The organism is Vibrio sp. 1580 (assembly GCF_033340055.1).
The window spans coordinates 1-550 of sequence record NZ_JAWOVT010000602.1 but is presented as its reverse complement, the minus strand read 5'-3'; the positions used below and the strand labels follow the sequence as shown (position 1 = coordinate 550).

At 45.6% G+C, this 550-nt stretch carries 1 protein-coding gene and 1 pseudogene; both read left to right on the top strand.

Annotated features, from left to right (window positions below; genetic code table 11):
• On the top strand, positions 1 to 374 hold a 374-nt coding region (locus R7093_RS27390; protein WP_318147304.1), incomplete at its 5' end, for a PTS sugar transporter subunit IIA.
• Between the two features lie 12 nt (positions 375 to 386).
• Positions 387 to 550: pseudogene (locus tag R7093_RS27385) on the top strand (PTS mannose transporter subunit IIA); the annotation flags it as partial.

Sequence of the window (550 nt, the reverse complement as noted above, 5' to 3'; positions counted from 1 at the left end):
CGGTTAAAAAGACCACTCAATACCTAGAAAATAAAGGTTATGTCTCCCAGCACTATGCTGATGCGATCATCCGTTCAACGGAAGAAAACGGTCCTTACTATGTGTTATGCCCTGGATTGGCTATGCCTCATGCCCGACCTGAAACTGGCGTTTTAAAAACAGGCTTAGGCATCCATATTTTCCCGTCACCTGTTGATTTTGGATCGGATCTCGGTCCGGCCAATATTCTTATTACCTTAGCTGCGAAAGACTCTGATACCCACATTGAGGTGATTCAAGCGTTGAGCGAGATGTTTGTGGATGAAGAGAACATTGCAAAACTGGCACAAGCCTCTTCCAAAGAACAAGTGCTAGACATAATAAAAGCATACTAAAAGGAACATAACGTGAAAGCAAACATGCGAGCCAATGTGCAAGCCTTCGGAGGTCATTTGACCGCCATGGTGCTGCCAAATATCGGAGCCTTTATCGCTTGGGGCTTTATCACTGCACTTTTTATTCCTACGGGTTGGATGCCAAACGAAGCCTTTGGCGAACTCGTGGGGCCAAT